Raw genomic sequence first — 16,605 nt, forward strand, 5'->3', positions numbered from 1 at the left:
CCATTCGGCCCTGGCCCCGCGCCGTAGCATGGCCGCCTATGCCCGCCCACCGCACCGCTGCCGTGACCCGCACGACGGGGGAAACCGACCTCACGGTCCGGCTCGACCTCGACTCGCCCGCCTACGACGCCCCCGCGACCGGGCACCCCTTCTTCGACCACATGCTCGACGCGCTGGCCCGGCATTCGCGCCTGGGCCTGAGCGTGCGCGGTACGGGCGACCTGCATGTGGAGCCGCACCACCTGATCGAGGACACCGGGATCACGCTGGGGCAGGCCATGACGCAGGCGCTGGGGGACCGCCGGGGCATCGAACGCTACGGGTCGGCTTTCGTGCCCATGGACGAGACGCTGGCTCACGTGGTGGTGGACCTCTCCGGGCGGGCGCACCTCGCCTTCGAGCCGGAGACGCTGGACGTGTGGGGCACGGCGGGCGGGATGACCCATTACCACCTGCGCGAGTTCCTGCGCGGCTTTTGTAATCACGGCGGCGTGACCCTGCACGTCCGGCTGCTCGCGGGCCGCGAAGCTCACCACGTCATCGAGGCGGTCATGAAGGCGCTGGCACGGGCGCTGCGGGACGCGGTGCAGGTGACCTCCGGCGACCTCGCCTCCACGAAAGGAGTCCTGTGAGCACCCCCGAAGTCCTCCTCCTCGACTACGGCGCGGGCAATGTCCGCTCGGCCGCCCGCGCCCTGGAACGCGCGGGGATGACGGTTCAGATCTCCGACAACCCCGCCGACGTGCCGCACGCCCCCGCCCTCGTCGTGCCGGGGCAGGGCCACTTCCGGCAGGTTATGGAAGCGTTCGACCGCCACGGCTTCCACGGCCCCGTGACCGACGCGGCGCGGGGCGGCGTGCCGCTGCTGGGCATCTGCGTGGGGATGCAGATGCTGCTCTCGGGGTCGGAGGAGGCCCCCGGCCTGCCGGGCCTCGACCTCGTGCCCGGCACCGTGCGCCGCTTCGAGGCCGCGCCGACTCAGAAAGTGCCGCAAATGGGCTGGAACAGCCTCGACAAGGTGGGCGACTCGCCGCTGCTGCGCGACCTCGCGTGTCCCGCCTACGCCTACTTCGTCCACTCGTACTACGTGCCCCTCGACGTGGAGGTGGACGCCGGGGCGCTGACCGAGTACGGGGTGCCCTTCTGGTCGGCCTTCAGCGCCGGGAACCTGCACGCCACCCAGTTCCACCCGGAAAAGAGCGGTGCGGTGGGGCTGGCGATCCTGGAGCGCTTCCGGCGCTACGTGCTGGAGGGCGAAGGCGAGTAAAGGGCGGGGAGGCTCCGGTCCTGCTCACCCACCGCTTCCTCCCCTTCAGTGCTTCCTGAGGCATCTCTTTCCCCCTACGCCTCACCCGCTACACTCGCCCGCATGAGTGCCCCCCACCTGCCCCTTCCCCTGGACCACGAGCACCTGCAAAAGCTGGTCACCGCCGACCTCGTGCGGCCCGACCACCTGCTGGGGGCGCACCCGGTGCGGGAGGGGGAGGTGGACGGGGTGCGGTTCGCGGTCTGGGCGCCGAACGCGAGGCACGTCAGCGTGGTGGGGGACTTCAACGGCTGGAACGGCTCCTCGCACCCCCTGACGCGCCTCGACTTCGGCTTCTGGGGCGCCTTCGTGCCGGGGGCCTCGGCGGGGCAGCGCTACAAGTTCCGGGTCACGGGTGCGGACGGGCGCACGGTGGACAAGTCCGACCCCTACGGGCAGCACATGGAGTTGCGGCCGAATACGGCCAGCGTGGTCTGGCAGCCCGCCTTCGAGTGGACCGACGGCGACTGGATGGCGGCGCGGGGCGTGGACTACGACCGTCCGGTCAGCATCTACGAGGCCCACGTCGGCTCGTGGGCGCGGCGAGACGACGGCGGCTTCCTGAACTACCGCGAGCTGGCGCACCGGCTGGCCGACTACGTGACGTGGCTGGGCTACACCCACGTCGAGCTGCTGGGCGTGATGGAGCATCCTTTCGACGGCTCGTGGGGCTATCAGGTCACGGGCTACTACGCCCCGACGAGCCGCCTGGGCACGCCCGACGACTTCGCCTACCTCGTCAACCACCTGCATGGGCGCGGCGTCGGCGTCCTTCTCGACTGGGTGCCCGGCCATTTCCCCACCGACGAGTCGGGCCTCGCCCGCTTCGATGGAGCGGCGCTGTACGAGTACGCCGACCCCCGCAAGGGCTTCCACCACGACTGGAACACGTACATCTTCGACTACGGCCGCAACGAGGTCGTGATGTTCCTGATCGGCTCGGCCCTGAAGTGGCTCCAGGACTTCCACGTGGACGGCCTGCGGGTGGACGCGGTGGCCTCCATGCTGTACCTCGACTTCTCGCGCACGGAATGGGTGCCCAACATTCACGGCGGACGCGAGAATCTGGAGGCCATCGCCTTTCTGAAGCGGCTGAACGAGGTCGTGCATCACATGGCCCCCGGTGCCGTGATGGTCGCGGAGGAGAGCACCTCCTTTCCCGGCGTGACGGCCCCCACGCCCTTCGGCCTGGGCTTCGACTACAAGTGGGCGATGGGCTGGATGAACGACAGCCTCTTTTACTTCGAGCAGGACCCGCTGTGGCGCAAGTACCACCACCACAAGCTGACCTTTTTTAACGCCTACCGCACCTCCGAGAAGTTCATCCTGGCGATCAGCCACGACGAGGTGGTGCACCTCAAGAAATCGCTCGTCATGAAGATGCCCGGCGACTGGTACGCGCAGCGGGCGGGCTACCGGGCCTTCCTGGCGCTGATGTGGACCACCCCCGGCAAGAAGCTGCTGTTCATGGGCCAGGAGTTCGCGCAGCCCACCGAGTGGAACCATGACGTGTCGCTGCCCTGGCACCTCGCCGAGCACCCGGACCACCGGGGCGTGCTGGAGCTGGTGCGGCGGCTCAACGGCCTGTACGTGGGGCGCCCTGACCTCCACACCGGGGACATGCTCGACGAGGGGATGCTGTGGGTCAGTGCCGACGACACCGAGGCCAGCGTGTACGCCTATATCCGCCGTGACCCGCAGGGGGGGACGTGGAGCCTGGTCGTCGCCAACCTCACCCCCGTCTACCGCGAGGCCTATCCGGTGGGCGTGCCCCAGGGCGGCGGCTACCGTGTGGTGCTCTCCACTGACGACGGCGAGTTCGGCGGCTTCGGCACCCAGCAGCCCGACCTCACCGCGCGGGAGGAGGGCTGGCACGGGCAGACGCATCACCTGCGGCTGAACCTGCCGCCCCTGAGCGTGCTGGTGCTGGAGCCGGACCCCGCATGACTGGCCCAGGGCGCCCCGATCCCCTGACCGCCGTGAGCCTGCTGCTGCTGGTGGGCGTGGCCGCGCTGCTGCTGGTGCCGCTGCTGGGCGGGCCGCTGCCGAGTCCTTACCTGGTGGTGGGCCTGCTGCTCGCCCGGTTGGTTATTCAGATTCTGCGGGCACAGCGGCGGCCCGAACTCAAGCGCCCGGCGGCGTGGGCCTTCGACCTCCTGCTGATCGGCCTGCTGCTGTGGGTGGCGGCGAACCGGGGGTAAGCGGTTTACTCCTCCCCGTGCACCGCCCGCCCCACCACCGCATACAGCGGGTCCGAGCGCCCCAGCCGGGGACTGCGGTCCAGGCCCGCAATGTCCCGGAAATTTCCCGCCATTCGCAGCAGTTCCTGTACCAGCGCGACGTGGCCTGCGTCGTCCAGAGCGTGCCAGACCGCGACCGCCTTCGTCGGGAAGCAGCGGTTGGAAAAGGTGATGACGACGGGCGCCCCCGGCTTCAGCACCCGCCCGACCTCGCGCAGCACGGTCATGGGGTCTGTCAGGTAGTCGATCGAAACGCAAATCCCGCAGCCGTCGAAGCTCGCTGTCTCGAAGGGCAGAGAGGGGTCCGTGTTGAGGTTCTGCACCACCCGCCGCGTCAGGCGGGGATTGCGCTCCAGTTCGGCGCGGTTCAGGCCCAATCCCGTCACGCCCGCGTACTCGACCTCAGGCGGGAGGTGGCTCACCCAGGAACTCATCAGGTCGAGGACGTGGCCGCCCGGAGGAAAGTACTCGCGGTAAAGCTGCGTGACGGCGGCAATCGCCGCATCGTCAATGTGGGTCACGAAGCGGGGCTGGGCGTAGAAGCGTTCGTCGGGCGTCTCGTCCACCCGGCGGAAGGCTTCGGGCGGCAGCTCTGGGCGGGGGTGATCGGGCATGGCCCCAGCCTCTCACCCCGCCGCCGGGCAGACGGCAAGCGGGGGCACAGGGCAGAAGTTGTCTAAACGCCCTCATGAGTAGGTGGCCGGGCCGGGCGCTATCTTCCCCGCATGACCCCCTTCGGTGCGTGGTGGTGGCCCAGCTTCGCCTGGGTCTGACGCGCCGTTTTCCCAACCCCCGACGCGCCCAGGTGGAAGTCCCACCGGGCGCTCTTGTGTTGTTCCCAGGAGCCCCATGACCCAGACGTATCCCCAGCCCCTCGCCGTCGCCGTGCAGGAACTCAACGCCGACCTCGACACGCCCGTCACGGCCTACCTCAAGGTGGCGCGGGGGGAGGCGGTCAGCTTCCTGCTGGAGAGTGTGGAAGCGGGCGAGAAGCTGGGCCGCTATTCGTTCATCGGGGTGGGGGAGGCCGGGCGCTTTACGTACCGGAATGGACGGGTGACGAGTTCGGGCGTGTTCGGGGACTCCGACGGCCCCGAGACCGACCCCCTGGCTCGGTTGTACGCGGCGGCGACCCGGCCCGCGCCGCTGCCAGAGGGTTTGCCCGCCTTTATCGGCGGTGCAGTGGGCTATGCGGCCTACGACGTGGTGCGGGCCTACGAGCGCCTGCCAGACAGCAATCCCGACGAGCTGAACGTACCCGACGCCCTCTTCGTCGCCCCGCGCGGCATGGTGATTTTCGACCACCTGCGACACCGCCTGAACGTGGTGGCGACCGCCGAAGCCCAGGCCGACGCCGACGCGGTGGTCGCCGACCTCGCCGCCCGGCTGCGCGGTCCCCTGCCCGAGGTGCCCGGCCGCGACCCGGCCCCCGCGCCCCACTTCACTAGCAATTTCACCCCGGAAGGCTTCATGGCTGCCGTCGAGCGGGCGCTGGAGTACATCCGCGCCGGGGACATCTTTCAGGTGGTGCCCTCGCAGCGTTTCAGCGCCGAACTGGGGGAGCTGCACCCCTTTGCCCTGTACCGCGCCCTGCGGCGAGTCAATCCCAGCCCCTACCTGGGCTACCTCGCGCTGGGGGACGTGACCCTGGTGGCCTCCAGCCCGGAGAGCCTGCTGCGCTCGGACGGTCACGCGCTCGTCACCCGGCCTATCGCCGGAACGCGGCGGCGCGGGGCCACGCCGGGGGAGGACGAAGCGCTCGCCGCCGAACTTCTCGCCGACGAGAAGGAGCGGGCCGAGCACCTGATGCTGGTGGACCTCGGGCGCAACGACCTGGGGCGGGTCAGCCGCTACGGGACGGTGCGGGTGCAGGACGCCTTCTCGGTCGAGCGCTACAGCCACGTCATGCATATCGTCTCTACCGTGACGGGCGAGCTGGCACCGGGGCAGACGCCGCTGCACGCCCTGGCCTCCGTGCTGCCGATGGGCACGGTGTCGGGCGCTCCCAAGATTCGCGCGATGGAGATTATCGAGGAACTCGAACCCGTGCGCCGGGGACCATATGGCGGCGCGTTCGGCTATATCGCCCTCGATGGCAGCCTCGACATGGCCCTCACGCTGCGGACGATGGTGATCGCGGGCGGCCGGGTTCATATCCAGGCCGGAGCCGGGGTAGTGGCCGACAGCGATCCGGCCAGCGAGGAGGCCGAGACGCGGGGCAAGGCGGCGGCGCTGATGTGGGCCGTCGAGCTGGCGGCGGGGGGGCTATGACGCCGGAGGTTGCTCCCCCAAGCCCTCTACGCCCCCTCCCAGGAGACCTGAACATGACCCCCAATGCTCCCCTATCTGTCCTGCTGATCGACAACTACGACTCCTTCACGTACAACCTCGTTCAGTACCTCGGCGAGTTGGAATGTGAAGTCACCGTCTGGCGCAACGACGCCTTCACGCTGGATGACGTGCGGGCGCTTGGGCCCGACGCCATCGTCGTCTCACCCGGTCCCTGCACGCCGCGCGAGGCGGGGCAAAGTGTGGCCGTGATCCGCAAACTCGGGCCGCAGGTCCCCACGCTGGGTGTCTGCCTGGGGCACCAGAGCATCGGAGAGGCGTTCGGGGCGCGGGTGGAGCGGGCGCGGCGGCCGGTGCACGGCAAGACCAGCCCGGTGCGGCATGAGGGCACGGGCCTCTTCGCAGGACTGCCGGAGGAAGTGGCCGTCACCCGCTACCATTCGCTGGTGGTCCGTGACCTGCCCGCCGAACTCGTGCCCGTCGCCTGGACGACCGATCCCGAAGAGGAGGTGCTGATGGCCCTGCGCCACCGCGATTACCCCGTCTACGGGGTGCAGTTTCACCCCGAATCGGTCGCCACCGAGGGCGGGATGGCCCTGCTCGCCAACTTCCTGACGCTGGTGCGCGAGCACCGGGCCGGGGTGGGCGCATGACCGCTCCCACCGACCCCCGCACCCTGCACCTGCGGCTGATGAACGGCGAGGCGCTCTCGCAGACCGAGGCCGCCGCCTTCATGCGCGAGGTGATGGAGGGGAGCGTCAGTGGGGTGCGCCTCGCCGCCGCCCTGGCCGCCCTGCGCGTGCGCGGCGAGACGCCGGAGGAGATCGCGGGCTTCGCGCAGGCGATGCGGGAGAATGCCGTCCACGTGCAGGTCGAGCCGCGCGACGTGCTCCTCGACGTGGTGGGCACGGGCGGCGACGGTGCCCACACCTTCAACATCAGCACGACGACCGCCTTCGTGGTGGCTGCCGCCGGGGTGCCCGTCGCCAAGCACGGCAACCGTGCCGCGAGCAGCCGGGCCGGAAGCGCGGACGTGCTCGAAGCGCTGGGGGTCAACCTCGACGCCCCGCCAGAGGTCGTTGCGGACGGCATCAACCGCCTGGGCATCGGTTTCATGTTCGCCCGCAATTACCACCCGGCCCTGCGGCACGCCGCGCCCGTCCGTGCTGAACTCGCTGCCCGTACTGTCTTCAACATCCTGGGGCCGCTGTCCAATCCGGCCGGGGCCACCCACCTCGTCGTGGGGGTCTACCGCCCGGAACTGACGCGTACGCTGGCCGAGGTGCTGCGGCTGCTGGGCGCGAAGGGGGCTACTGTCGTCTACGGCGACGGCCTCGACGAGTTCACGGTCTGCGGCCCCAACACGGTGTCGGGGTTGCGGGAGGGCGAGGTGATCGACCGGGTGGTGTCTGCCGCCGAGACGGGCGTGACTGAGCATCCCCGCGCGGCCATCGTGGGCGGCACTCCCGCCGAGAACGCCGAGATCACCCGCGCCCTGCTGACGGGGGGCGGCACCCCGGCCCAGCGCGACATCGTGGCGCTGAACGCGGGCGCAGCGCTGAGGACCGCCGGACGAGTCGCCAGCATCCGCGAAGGAGTAGCTCAGGCCCGCGAGGTCATGGCGAGCGGCGCGGCCTGGGACCTGCTCCAGCGGTACGCGGCGCACACGCGGCGGTAGGGGAGAGTCGGCCCCGCCGTGTGGCACCCTGGGGCCATGCTGCAGCATCAGCCGGTCGGAAGCGTGGAGGAACGCGAGTGGGGCCGCACTCCTGCGGGTGAGGCGGTCGCCCTTTACGAACTGCGTCTGCCGGGTGGGATTCAGGCCAGCCTGACCAACTACGGCGGCGTCCTTGTACGCCTGCTCACCCCCGACCGCGACGGAGAGCTGGGCGACATCGTGCTGGGGTACGACACGCCGGAGCCGTATTTCGACCGGGCCACCGCCTCCTTTTTCGGGGCCTTGATCGGGCGCTACGGCAACCGCATCGCGGGGGGCCGCTTCGCGCTGGACGGGCAGACGTATCAACTGGCGTGCAACAACGGCCCCAATGCCCTGCACGGCGGCGAGCGCGGCTTCGACCAGCGGCTCTGGCAGGGCGAGGCATCGGTGGGAGAGGACGGCCCCCGCGCCGTCTTCACCCGTGTCAGCCCCGACGGCGAGGAAGGTTACCCCGGCACCCTCACCGTGCGGGTGACATACACCCTGCGGCCGGAAGGTGCCCTCCAGATCGACTACGAGGCGACGACGGACGCGCCCACTGTCCTCAACCTCACCAACCACAGTTACTGGAATCTGTCGGGCGACGCCCAGCGGGACATCCTGGGCCACGAACTGACTTTGGACGCCGACCACTTCACCCCTGTGGACGCGACACTGATTCCGACTGGGGAGCGGCGGGCGGTGGCGGGCACGCCGTTCGACTTCCGCAAGGCCCAGCCCATCGGCGCACGGGTGGACGCGGAGGACGAGCAACTTCGCTTCGCCGGGGGCTACGACCACAACTTCGTGCTGCGTGGGGACGGGGGACCAGCGGCCATTCTGTACGACCCGGTCAGCGGGCGGCGGCTCACGGTCCAGACCGATCAGCCCGGAATGCAGTTCTACAGCGGCAACTTTCTGGATGGTTCGCTCATCGGCAAGGGCGGGCAGCGCTACGGCCACCGCTGGGCCGTCTGCCTGGAAACCCAGCACTTCCCGGATTCGCCCAACCAGCCCGGCTTCCCCTCCACGGTGCTGCGCCCCGGCGAGCGCTTCACGTCGCGAACGGTGTATAGCTTCTCCGCCGAGTAAGGCTCAGGCGGGCGGCAGCAGCACCTTGCCCTCCAGCGGCGTGCTCAGCACGATGGAGGTCGCGCAGGTAAAGCCCATTGCAATCAGTTCGCCCAGCAACCCCTCCAGCGCGGCCACGTCGGACACGGCGACCTTCAGGATGCAGGAGTTGTCACCCGTGACCGAGTGACATTCCAGCACCCCGTCGTGTTTTTTGGCCCAACGCACCAATGCGGGGTCGTTGCGCCCGCTGTCCTGCACACCGATAAAGGCCGTGATCGCCCGGCCCAGTGGCCCCGTGGCGACCCGGATGCCGTAGCCCAGGATCACGCCCGCGTCCTCCAGCCGCCGCACCCGCTCGGTCACGGCGGGGGCTGAGAGGCCGACCCGCCGTCCCAGTTCGCGCATGCTCAGCCGCGAGTCGGTTTGCAGTTCTTCGAGGATGCGGTGGTCGAGTGGATCGAGGGGGCCGCCGTGCTGCTTCATAAGGTCATCTTAACGTTTGATAGGTCGGACATGGCGTTTGTCAGTTTGGTGTGGGCGGCGGGGCAGGCATCGGCCGTTCCACGCGCCTTCCAAACCGCCTTTGGGGTCGTCAGAATTTTGGAGACCGCACTCACGTTTCATCACCCCCAGGAGGCCCCATGCCCACCCCCATGACCCTGCACCCGCAGGCGACCGTCCGGTCCCAGCAGATGCTGCCCCGCAACCACCGTGCCCCCAAGTGGGCGGACGTGCCCGACGAGCAGTGGTACGACTGGAAATGGCAGCTTAAGAACCGCATCAACTCCGTCGAGGAACTGGAAGAGGTCATCCGCCTCACCGAGTCCGAGCGGGCGGGAGCGAGCGCCAAGGGCATCTTCCGGCTGGACATTACCCCGTACTTCGCCTCGCTGATGGACCCCGAAGACCCCACCTGCCCAGTGCGGCGTCAGGTCATCCCGACCCACCACGAGCTCGAGCCCTTCACCGCGATGATGGAGGACTCGCTCGCGGAGGACAAGCACAGCCCCGTGCCCGGCCTGGTGCACCGCTACCCCGACCGGGTGCTGATGCTGGTCACGACCCAGTGCGCGTCGTACTGCCGCTACTGCACCCGTTCGCGCATCGTGGGGGACCCCTCCGAGACCTTCAACCCCGCCGAGTACGAGGCGCAACTCAACTACCTGCGGAACACGCCCCAGGTGCGCGACGTGCTGCTCTCGGGCGGCGATCCGCTCACCCTCGCCCCGAAGGTGCTGGGCCGCCTGCTCTCCGAGCTGCGGAAGATCGAGCACATCGAGATCATCCGCATCGGCACCCGCGTGCCCGTCTTCATGCCCATGCGCGTGACCCAGGAACTGTGCGACGTGCTGGCCGAGAACCACCCGCTGTGGATGAACATCCACGTCAACCACCCCAAGGAGATCACGCCGGAGGTGGCCGACGCCTGCGACCGCCTCACGCGGGCGGGTGTGCCCCTGGGCAACCAGAGCGTGCTGCTGCGCGGGGTCAACGACCACCCGGTGATCATGCAGAAGCTGCTGCGCGAACTCGTCAAGATCCGGGTGCGGCCCTACTACATCTACCAGTGCGACCTCGTGCACGGGGCCGGGCACCTGCGGACCACGGTCAGCAAGGGCCTGGAGATCATGGAGAGCCTGCGCGGGCATACCTCGGGCTACTCGGTGCCCACCTACGTGGTGGACGCGCCCGGCGGCGGCGGCAAGATTCCGGTCGCGCCCAACTACGTGCTCTCGCACTCGCCCGAAAAGCTGATCCTCCGCAACTTCGAGGGCTACATCGCCGCCTACTCCGAGCCGACGGATTACACCGGCCCCGACATGGCGGTGCCCGAAGACTGGCAGCGCAAGGAACCCGGCCAGAGCGGCATCTACGGCCTGATGGAAGGCGAGCGCATCTCCATCGAGCCCAAGGAGTTCAGTGAAAGCCGCAATCGCCCCGGTGCGACCCAGCACCGCCTGAACAGCCGCGAGGACAAGTGGGTCGCGCACGGCGTGGGCGGCGCGGGCGGGGTGACTGACACGGCCCCCGACGGCATGGTGCAGGTGCCTCAGCCGCTGGAGAGCGAGCCGCAACCTGTCAGCGGCGACTGAGGGCCGCTGATGCGGCGTCTAAGGGTCAAGAGTCGAAGGGTCTAAGGTTGCAGGATGGAGGAGACGTATTTTCCATTTGAGCAACTGGACGTGTATTCGCTGGCGGTGGAGTTTGGCGCCGACGTCTATCGCCTGACCGACGCCTTCCCAGATGCTGAGCGATTCGGACTCACGAACCAGATGCGCCGTGCGGCTGTCTCCATCTCGCTCAACATCGCTGAGGGACGTGGACGGGGTACGGACCGCGAGTTCGTCCGTTTCCTGATGATGTCGCGCGGTTCCCTCTTTGAGGTGGTGAGCGCCTCCCAAATTGCTCACCGCCTGGGCTACCTGGATGACGCGAGCCTTCGCCTCCTCCGTACTCAGGCCCGAACCCTCTCCGCCAAGCTTATGACCCTGACCAAGCGCCTCCAACCCAAGTCCCTCCCCCCTAACGGTCAATCTCCTTAGACCCTTAGACCCTCAGACCCTTAGACGGTCTCCGAAGGAGCCCCCATGACCACCGCCACCCAGCCCCGCCAGCCCCTCCTCAAGACCGCCCTCCCCGGCCCCAAGACGAAGGCCATCATGGAGCGCGACGCCCAGCACCTCTCCACCTCCTACATGCGGCCCTACCCCTTCGTGCCCGACCACGGCGAGGGCGTGTGGCTCACCGATGTGGACGGCAACACCATGCTCGACTTCTTCGCGGGCATCGCGGTGAGCACGACCGGGCACGCCCACCCGCACGTGGTGCAGGCCGTGCAGCAGCAGATCACGCGGTTCGCCCATGTCTGCCTGACCGACTACCCGCAGGAGATCACCACCAGCCTCGCGGAGCGGCTCGTCTCGCATATCGAGCGGCCGGGCGAGAAGTGGCGCGTCTTCTTCGGCAACTCCGGCGCGGAGGCGGTCGAGGCGGCGGTCAAGCTGGCCCGCAACCACACCGGGCGCACCCACATCATCTCGACGCTGGGCAGCTTCCACGGCCGCACCTACGGGGCAATCACCCTGACGGGGTCCAAGACGAAATACAAGCGCGGCTTCGGCCCGCTGCTGCCCAATGTCAGCCACGTGCCCTACCCCAACCCCTTCCGTCCGCCGCTGGGCAGCACGCCCGAAACCTGCGGACAGGCCGTGCTGGACCACATCGAGGGGCTGTTCAGCACCGTCATTCCTGCCGACGAGGTCGCGGCGATCATCATCGAGCCGATGCAGGGCGAGGGCGGCTACATCGTGCCGCCCGCCGATTTCCTGCCGGGACTGCGGGCGCTGTGCGACAAGCACGGCATCATGCTGATCTTTGACGAGGTGCAGGCCGGGATGGGCCGCTCCGGGAAGATGTTCTCCTTCCAGCACTTCGACGTGCAGCCCGACATCGTGACGCTCGCCAAGGGCATTGCCTCGGGCCTGCCCATCTCCGCGATGCTGGCGAAAGAAAGCGTGATGACGTGGGCGGTCGGCTCGCACGGCTCGACCTTCGGCGGCAACCCGGTCGCGGCGGCGGCGGCGCACGCCACCCTCGACCTGCTGGAAGGGGTGGTGACGCACCCCGGCTGCGGCGAGAGCCTGATGGACAATGCCCGCGAGGTCGGCGGCTACATCCTGGCCGAACTGCGGAAGATGCAGGCCGAGTTCGGGTTCCTGGGCGACGTGCGCGGCGAGGGCCTGTTTATCGGGCTGGAGTTCGTCAAGCCTGACGGCTCCCCCGACGGAGCCTTGCGCGACCGCGCCAGCATGGCGATGTTCGAAAAGGGCCTGCTCAACCTCGACTGCGGTGAGGCCGTCATCCGCATCAGCCCGCCCCTGATCCTGACCCGCGAGGACGCGGAAACGGGGCTGAAGATCATGCGGGAGGCGCTGGCCGCCCTCTAAGGTCTGCTGCACCGAGGCTGGGCCGTGGAGCGAAGGGTTCCACGGCCCAGCGTTCATGTCCCCGTGTTACGCTGGCATCAGAAAGGAGCGCCGCCCATGACCCTGACGGACTCACCGCTCAAAATCGCTGACCCGACCCGGACCGGTTACGCCGCCGAGGTCGTGGCAAACGCTTTTCTCGACCTCGCGCGGGCTGAGGGCCGCAGCCTCACGCAGATGCAGCTTCACAAGCTGGTGTACATCGCGCATGGGTGGACGCTCGCGCTGCTGGGGCGGCCGCTGATCTACAACACCGTTCACGCCTGGCAGTACGGCCCCATCGTGCGGCGGCTGTGGGACCACTGGGGCGGGCGGGGCCGGGCACCCATCGCGGAGCCGCTGGCCGTCTCGCCTGGCGAGCCCGACCTGAGTGACGACCCGGCCGCGCTGGAGGTCATCCGCAGCGTGTGGGCCACCTACGGCCAGATGAGCGGCGAGGAACTCTCGCGCCTGACCCACCTGGACGGCAGCCCCTGGCGGCAGGTCTTCGGCCACGCGGCCGACCTGATTCCCAACGAGGTCACCCGCGAGTACTACACCGCCCTGGCCCGCAGCGCCTGAGCCGGGGGCATGAGCGACCCCCGCTCCGAGCCGCCGCTGCCGCTGAGCGCCATTCATGCCCGCGTGGAGGGCGGCCTGGAAACCGAGCGCCGCCAGCGGGCCGACGAGGATTACCTGCGCCAGCGGCAGGCTCTCACGCTCCGGGAGGTCCGGGCGCAGCAGCGGTGGCGCGGCTGGGCGGGCTTCGCGGTCTTCGCGCTGGCGACCGCGTGGCTGATCGCGGACGTGGTCCTGACCCTGGCGGTGGGCTGGGGCACCCTGGGGGGCCGCCCCTTCCGGCTGGAGCCGGGCGTGATCATCGCCTTCCTGACCACAAGTACGGCGACCGTGATCGGCCTCTTTCTGGTCTTCCTGCGCTGGCTCTACCCGCAGGACCCCGTGCGCGAGGCCACCACGACGGTCCTCGCCGAGAGCCGGGACAGCCGGGGGCGATAGCCCTCCCCAGCTACGCCGTCTGCCGCAGGTAGCGCACCACGTCCGCCGCGTGGCTCGCCGGGTTCACCGTGCGCCAGTGGTGGGCGACCTTGCCCTCGGGGTCGATCAGGAAGGTCTGCCGCCCGGCCAGCCCCATCAGCCCGCCGAGGCCGCCCATCACGCCGTAAGCGCGGCACAGGGTGCGGTCGCCGTCGGGAATCAGGGGGAAGGAGAGGTCGCAACTCTCGCGGAACTTGGCCTGCCGCGCTTCCGTGTCGGTGCTCACGCCGATGACGGCGGCGTTCAGGCGCTCGAACTCCGGCAGGGCCGCCTCGAAGCGCTGCGCTTCCACCGAGCAGCCGGGCGTGCTCGCGCGGGGGTAAAAGTACAGCACGACCCAGCGGCCCCGCAGGTCCGCGAGCCGGACGGGCTGGCCGTCGTCGCTGCGGGTGTCGAAGTCGGGAGCGGGCTGGCCGACGCGGGGAGACATGCCCCCGATTGTACCGGGCCACCTACAATGCGCCCGTGCCCGCCCCTCCGCCTGCCCCCGGCCGCCTCTTTGTCGGCACCTCCGGCTGGACCTACCGCCACTGGCGGGGCGAGTTCTACCCGGCCGGGCTGGTGCAGCGGCGCGAGCTGGCCTACCTCGCCGAGCGGCTGGGCAGCGTGGAGATCAACGGCTCCTTCTACTCCTTGCAACGTCCGGACACCTACGCCCGCTGGGGGGCCGAGGTGCCGCCCGGCTTCGTTTTCGCGGTGAAGGGTGGGCGCTTCGTCACCCATATGAAGAAGCTGCGCGGGGTGCGCGGCCCGCTCGCCAACTTCTTCGCGTCGGGGGTGCTGCGGCTGGGTGGGCGGCTGGGGCCGGTGCTGTGGCAACTGCCCGAACAGGTGCGCTTCGCCCCGGAGGTGCTGGGGGCATTCCTGGCCCTGCTGCCGCGCACCACCGGGGAAGCCGCCCGCCTCGCCGCCGAACACGACGAGCGGCTGACGGGCCGGGCGTGGACCGAGGCAGGGGAGGACCGCCCCCTGCGCCACGCGCTGGAGGTGCGGCATGGGAGTTTCCTCACGCCCGAAGTGCCCGCCCTGCTGCGCCGCTTCGGGGTCGCCCTCGTCGTCGCGGACGCGGCGGGGCACTTTCCGCTGGTGGAGGAGGTGACCGCCGACTTCGTGTATGTGCGGCTGCACGGTTCGCGCGAGCTGTACCGCAGCGGCTATGACCCCGACGAGATCGGGGCCTGGGCCGCGCGAGTACGGGCCTGGCGGGAGGGCGGGGAACCGCCGGATGCCCGCCGCCTGACCGGCCTCCCGCTGCCCCGGCAGCCCCGCGACGTGTACGTGTACTTCGACAACGACATCGGCGCCCACGCTCCCCGTGACGCGCTCGCGCTGGCCTCGGCGCTGGGGGTGACGTGGCCGGGGGAGAGGTGAGGCGGCCCCCGGCGCTGGGCCGTCCGCTTCAGCCCTACGCCGGGCAGACTGTCGTGGTGGGCGTCTCCGGTGGGGCCGACAGCGTGGCCCTCCTGCGGGCGCTGCTCCTGGCGGGGGCGCGGCCCGTCGTCGCCCACCTCGACCACGCCCTGCGCGAGGATTCAGCCCAGGACGCGGCCTGGGTGGAGGCGCTGGCGGGGCGGCTGGGGGTGCCCTTCCACGGCACGCGGGTGGAGGTGGGCGCGGTCGCCGCCCGGCGCGGTTGGAACCTGGAAGACGCGGCCCGCCGAGTGCGCTACGAGTTCCTCTCGCGGGCGGCGAAGGCGGCGGGGGCCTCGGCCATCCTGACGGCCCACACCCGCCGCGATCAGGCGGAAACGGTGCTGGTGGAACTGCTGCGCGGTGAGGCAGTCCTGAGCGGCATTCCCCCCGTGCGGGGCCGCGTCCACCGCCCCTGGCTGGACGTGTCCCGCGCCGATGTGGAAGCCTTCCTGCGCTCGCTGGGCCAGGACTGGCGCGAGGACCCCACAAATGCCGACCTCACCCGGACGCGGGCGTGGCTGCGTGGCGAGGTCATGCCTCTGCTGGCCACTCGCTTTCCTGGCCTGGAGGCTGCCCTCGCCCGCCTCGCCCGCCTTGCCCGTGAAGACGATGCGGCCTTGGAGGCCCTCGCCGCCCGGCTGACCGAGCACGCGCCCCGGACCCGGCAGCCCGCCGCCGTCCTGCGCCGTCACGTGGCGCGGGCGCTGGAGGACGCGGGCCTGGCCTACCACGCCGAGCACGTCGGGGCACTCGCCGCTGCTCTGGGGGCGGGGGAGACGGCCCACGTCACCCTGCCGGGGGGCCGGGACGTGACCGCGACGGGCGGGCGGCTACACCTGCGCCCGCTGGGGTGGCCTGCCCCCGATTTCCCGGTCCCACCCGGCTGGACCCTCCGCACCCGGCAGCCCGGCGATCGGCTGCGTCTGCCCGGAGGCACCCGCAAGCTCAGCGACGTGTTCACCGACGCGAAGGTGCCCCGCCCCGAGCGGGACCGCGTGCCCCTGCTGACGGTGGGGGATGACGTGCAGTGGGTGGGCCTGCACCCCCCCGTGTGGGCGGTCGGAGCGCGGGAAGCGGCGGGCGTGGCCCCGGACCCCCTCCATACGGCGATGGGCGAGGCCCTCGCGCTGGCGGGGGAAGCGGCGGGGCACGGCGAGGTCCCCGTGGGCGCCGTCGTGCTGGGGCCGGACGGCGCGGTGGTCGGCCGGGGCCGCAACACCAGCCGCGAGCATGGCGACATGACCCGGCACGCTGAACTCGGAGCGCTGCGAGAAGCGACCCGTACCCTGGGGACGCCCTACCTCACGGCCTGCACCCTCGTCGTGACGCTGGAGCCGTGCCCGATGTGCCTGGGAGCGGCGTTGGAGGCGCGGGTGGGCCGGATCGTGTACGGGGCTGCCAACCCCAAGGCGGGAGCGCTGGGCGGCGTCAGCGACCTATTGGCCCACCATTGGGGCCACCGCCCCGAGGTGACGGGCGGTGTGCGGGCGGGGGAAGCGGCGCGGCTGCTCCGGCAGAGTTTTCAGGCCGTGCGGCGGCAAACCGAATAGTCCCCCCCGCTCG

18 protein-coding genes are annotated in these 16,605 nt (G+C 70.2%); 15 read left to right on the forward strand and 3 right to left on the reverse strand.

The genetic code is table 11. The features are described from left to right. Positions 1–38: 38 nt before the first annotated feature. From hisB to C3K08_RS04835, 4 genes are all read left to right on the forward strand, one after another. Entirely contained in the window at positions 39–632 is a 594-nt protein-coding gene (gene hisB / locus C3K08_RS04820) for an imidazoleglycerol-phosphate dehydratase HisB (RefSeq protein ID WP_104990270.1), read from the forward strand. Further along, positions 629–1,267 (forward strand): imidazole glycerol phosphate synthase subunit HisH, encoded by a 639-nt coding sequence (hisH, locus tag C3K08_RS04825; protein WP_104990271.1) that lies wholly within the window; start codon positions 629–631, stop codon positions 1,265–1,267. Before hisB ends, hisH begins: the two co-directional genes overlap by 4 nt. A 102-nt stretch (positions 1,268–1,369) precedes the next feature. Next, on the forward strand, positions 1,370–3,253 hold the full coding sequence (locus C3K08_RS04830) for a 1,4-alpha-glucan branching enzyme (RefSeq protein WP_104990272.1): 1,884 nt from the start codon (positions 1,370–1,372) through the stop codon (positions 3,251–3,253). Continuing rightward, the gene (locus C3K08_RS04835) at positions 3,250–3,507 is read left to right on the forward strand and encodes a hypothetical protein (RefSeq protein WP_104990273.1); all 258 of its coding nucleotides are present in this window, start codon (positions 3,250–3,252) and stop codon (positions 3,505–3,507) included. Before C3K08_RS04830 ends, C3K08_RS04835 begins: the two co-directional genes overlap by 4 nt. 5 nt (positions 3,508–3,512) lie before the next feature. On the opposite strand, the gene C3K08_RS04840 is transcribed toward C3K08_RS04835, so the two are convergent. Further along, positions 3,513–4,160 (reverse strand): methyltransferase domain-containing protein, encoded by a 648-nt coding sequence (locus tag C3K08_RS04840; protein WP_104990274.1) that lies wholly within the window; start codon positions 4,158–4,160, stop codon positions 3,513–3,515. A 235-nt stretch (positions 4,161–4,395) separates the two neighbouring features. On the opposite strand from C3K08_RS04840, the gene trpE reads away from it, so the two are divergent. From trpE to C3K08_RS04860, 4 genes are read left to right on the forward strand one after another with little or no spacing between them, the layout of a single operon-like run. After that, the gene (trpE, locus tag C3K08_RS04845) at positions 4,396–5,817 is read left to right on the forward strand and encodes an anthranilate synthase component I (protein ID WP_104990275.1); all 1,422 of its coding nucleotides are present in this window, start codon (positions 4,396–4,398) and stop codon (positions 5,815–5,817) included. A 53-nt stretch (positions 5,818–5,870) separates the two neighbouring features. Next, positions 5,871–6,488 (forward strand): aminodeoxychorismate/anthranilate synthase component II, encoded by a 618-nt coding sequence (locus tag C3K08_RS04850; RefSeq protein ID WP_104990276.1) that lies wholly within the window; start codon positions 5,871–5,873, stop codon positions 6,486–6,488. Next, entirely contained in the window at positions 6,485–7,513 is a 1,029-nt protein-coding gene (gene trpD / locus C3K08_RS04855; protein ID WP_104990277.1) for an anthranilate phosphoribosyltransferase, read from the forward strand. Before C3K08_RS04850 ends, trpD begins: the two co-directional genes overlap by 4 nt. 36 nt (positions 7,514–7,549) lie before the next feature. Next, the gene (locus C3K08_RS04860) at positions 7,550–8,626 is read left to right on the forward strand and encodes an aldose epimerase family protein (protein WP_104990278.1); all 1,077 of its coding nucleotides are present in this window, start codon (positions 7,550–7,552) and stop codon (positions 8,624–8,626) included. A 3-nt stretch (positions 8,627–8,629) separates the two neighbouring features. Here C3K08_RS04860 and C3K08_RS04865 read toward each other — a convergent pair whose 3' ends face one another. Beyond that, the gene (locus C3K08_RS04865; protein WP_104990279.1) at positions 8,630–9,091 is read right to left on the reverse strand and encodes an Lrp/AsnC family transcriptional regulator; all 462 of its coding nucleotides are present in this window, start codon (positions 9,089–9,091) and stop codon (positions 8,630–8,632) included. Positions 9,092–9,249: 158 nt separating this feature from the next. Here C3K08_RS04865 and ablA point away from each other — a divergent pair, with 158 nt between their 5' ends. The 5 genes from ablA (at position 9,250) to C3K08_RS18390 (ending at position 13,590) form a co-directional block, all read left to right on the forward strand. Beyond that, the gene (gene ablA, locus C3K08_RS04870) at positions 9,250–10,701 is read left to right on the forward strand and encodes a lysine 2,3-aminomutase (RefSeq protein WP_104990280.1); all 1,452 of its coding nucleotides are present in this window, start codon (positions 9,250–9,252) and stop codon (positions 10,699–10,701) included. Positions 10,702–10,755: 54 nt separating this feature from the next. Then, positions 10,756–11,151 (forward strand): four helix bundle protein, encoded by a 396-nt coding sequence (locus C3K08_RS04875; protein ID WP_104990281.1) that lies wholly within the window; start codon positions 10,756–10,758, stop codon positions 11,149–11,151. Between the two features lie 45 nt (positions 11,152–11,196). Next, positions 11,197–12,555, forward strand: coding sequence for an acetyl ornithine aminotransferase family protein (locus C3K08_RS04880; protein WP_104990282.1), 1,359 nt, complete (start codon positions 11,197–11,199; stop codon positions 12,553–12,555). A gap of 96 nt (positions 12,556–12,651) precedes the next feature. Beyond that, positions 12,652–13,155, forward strand: coding sequence for a Panacea domain-containing protein (locus tag C3K08_RS04885; protein WP_104990283.1), 504 nt, complete (start codon positions 12,652–12,654; stop codon positions 13,153–13,155). 9 nt (positions 13,156–13,164) lie between these two features. Further along, positions 13,165–13,590 carry a hypothetical protein gene (locus tag C3K08_RS18390; RefSeq protein WP_234009169.1) on the forward strand — a complete coding sequence of 142 codons (426 nt, stop codon included), beginning with the start codon at positions 13,165–13,167 and terminating at the stop codon, positions 13,588–13,590. A 10-nt stretch (positions 13,591–13,600) separates the two neighbouring features. Here C3K08_RS18390 and C3K08_RS04895 read toward each other — a convergent pair whose 3' ends face one another. After that, on the reverse strand, positions 13,601–14,059 hold the full coding sequence (locus C3K08_RS04895) for a peroxiredoxin (RefSeq protein WP_104990284.1): 459 nt from the start codon (positions 14,057–14,059) through the stop codon (positions 13,601–13,603). A gap of 35 nt (positions 14,060–14,094) precedes the next feature. Here C3K08_RS04895 and C3K08_RS04900 point away from each other — a divergent pair, with 35 nt between their 5' ends. Together C3K08_RS04900 and tilS are read left to right on the forward strand one after the other, a co-directional pair. Further along, positions 14,095–15,000 (forward strand): DUF72 domain-containing protein, encoded by a 906-nt coding sequence (locus C3K08_RS04900; protein ID WP_104990285.1) that lies wholly within the window; start codon positions 14,095–14,097, stop codon positions 14,998–15,000. Further along, positions 14,997–16,592 carry a tRNA lysidine(34) synthetase TilS gene (gene tilS, locus C3K08_RS04905; RefSeq protein ID WP_104991925.1) on the forward strand — a complete coding sequence of 532 codons (1,596 nt, stop codon included), beginning with the start codon at positions 14,997–14,999 and terminating at the stop codon, positions 16,590–16,592. The genes C3K08_RS04900 and tilS overlap by 4 nt, the downstream gene beginning before the upstream one ends. The last annotated feature ends 13 nt before the right edge of the window (positions 16,593–16,605 follow it).

The organism is Deinococcus sp. NW-56 (genome assembly GCF_002953415.1).
Taxonomy (GTDB): Bacteria; Deinococcota; Deinococci; order Deinococcales; family Deinococcaceae; genus Deinococcus.